Source organism: Acidithiobacillus sp. TH-A36, assembly GCF_057473445.1.
The window spans coordinates 1-2,138 of the sequence record NZ_JBYCKP010000024.1 but is presented as its reverse complement, the minus strand read 5'-3'; the positions used below and the strand labels follow the sequence as shown (position 1 = coordinate 2,138).

Here is a 2,138-nt window from a genome sequence, read left to right as displayed (position 1 = left end):
AAGCCTTCTCCGCCCCGGTGGACCTTGTCGGTCTGTGGTTCACCGGTCCGGTCATTCTTCGGCGCTCCGATCCATTCCAGCACCCATTCCGGGAATTTATGAATCAGACTAAAAGATGTAGTGACTACAGTCACCAGCAACACAATATATAGTACCAGTTCCCCGATGGCGTCAAATGGCCCCATGAATCCACCACTGCCATTGACGAAGGTCGAGACCACTGCACCCCCGATGGTCTGATTGAGCAGCCAGGCTGCACCATAAAGAACGCCGGTGGCCACAATCAGCCCGGCAATCATCAGCAGCGGAGTGAGCAGGATGGTATTGAGCATCATCCAGCCGCGCTGACCGAGCCCCACCACTTCGTGACCTTCCGGAGAAATATGAAAGGCGAGCCACAGTGGTGTCGCAAAAATCGCCACAATAAACAGGATCAGCAAGCTGAAAATCGCAGTGATCCACACAAAATACGGGATGAGCGGCACCCAGACCGACAGGAACAGGCCCAGGGCAATCAGCACTTCCGCACCGACCTGCAGGAGTTGCGCCATGGGTTTGGCGGCACCGGCAAAGCCCCGGGTGACGATGCTGACGCCCGGGATCATGCCCGTGTCTCCTTCTGCTGCGCCTTTGGCCGCACCCTTGGCGGCATCAATGCCTTCCACCACGGCGAACAGAGAGGTCCCGACCCCCTGTGCTACATAGCCCTCGTTCATGATCCCCATGATGGGATTGACATTGCGGGGTTCGCGGCCTGCAAAAATGGCCATGCGTGCCGCCGTCTGGGATGTCCAGGTGGCCACACCGCCCAGCATGCCGGGCGTGTGTACCGCTCCAAACCCTGTCCCTGCCTTGCGCGGTGCCAGGTAGCTGTCCCCGTAATCATCAATGAAATGGGTCAGGCGCACCATCGCCCCCGGATAGCGTCCCGAGAACAGGGATCCCAGGCTACTGGCGATGGCCGTGTGATCGGAGTAGCTGCCAGCATTGTTGAGGGCATTCTGGGCAACGGCACTGAAATGGGTCATGCGCCACCACCAGTCTCCGGCCGTAGCAATGCCTTGTGTATGTATTTTGGCAAGAAACCCCTGCTCTGCCGATTTTTCCAGGGTGCTGGCACTGTCCGCCGCTGTTTTCGCCATGATTTTGGCATAGTTGTCGATGGCAGTATCGTAGGCTGCTGGCGTGGGATTCTGATTTTTCTCAATGGCCAGGGACAAGGGTTGCAGGGCTTTTTTCAGATCCGGGATGAGCTTCGCATTCTCGCCGAAGATGGCATTCTGAATTTTGCTCTCGGTGTTGTTTCCGGAAGCGCTGACCGGATAAATGATGTCCCCGCAGACGTCGGTGACGGGTATCCCCAAATCTGCGGCCGCCTGCAGGTGCGGGACCGACCAGTTGATGCTGTCATACTGGACCAGATCCGGAGCATTGGTGGCGCCCGTGCCCACGAACCCGGCTATATTGCTGAGGGCATTGGCGGCATCCTGAGTGACGTCTGAACCCAGGGCAATGCCTTTGCTGGCAGAGACGTCTCCACCCGCCAGTGCGTCGATGGTCGGGTAGGTCTGGATGTTATAATTGACCGCGTCCTCACAGACCTGCGCGGTCATGATACCCGTGGCCAGATCACGCAGCTGCGAGGGGTTCACCCGGACGCCGCCCACCGGATCCCGAACCACATATTTGGCGGCCAGATCCCAGGCCGCATCAGCGGCCCCTATGGCATTGGTCTCCAAATACACCATGATGGCCTGACCCGCATCATAGCCGCCGTTGACCACTGGTAGCAGGAGCATGGCCGCGATCCCCATGCGCAGCATGATCCACTTCGTGGACCACTTGCGTCCCATCCACTCGCCTTCATGGGCGGTGCGCAGGATCCCGATCAGCACGATGTAGCCCACCCAGAATCCCACAAAGTACATGACCAGTCCCGCAAAGTCCGCCAGCAGTTTCGAAACACCGGTCGTGTTGCCGCTGCCGATATCCGTGACCGTATGAATCAGGGGGCCAACGATATAGGACAGGGTCTGCATGAACAGATCCGTTTTGGGCGGGGCAAAAAGCAGTGCGCTCATGGGGCTTCCTCAGTGCCGGCGGCCATAGACCGCGCCGTAGACGGGATTCTCCGGGGT

General features: G+C 58.8%; 1 protein-coding gene. It reads right to left on the bottom strand.

Annotated features, from left to right (window positions below):
• Positions 1–2,081: DotA/TraY family protein (locus tag AC2VLY_RS00605; RefSeq protein WP_486921589.1), on the bottom strand; the 2,081-nt coding region annotated here is incomplete at its 3' end.
• Positions 2,082–2,138: the final 57 nt, after the last annotated feature.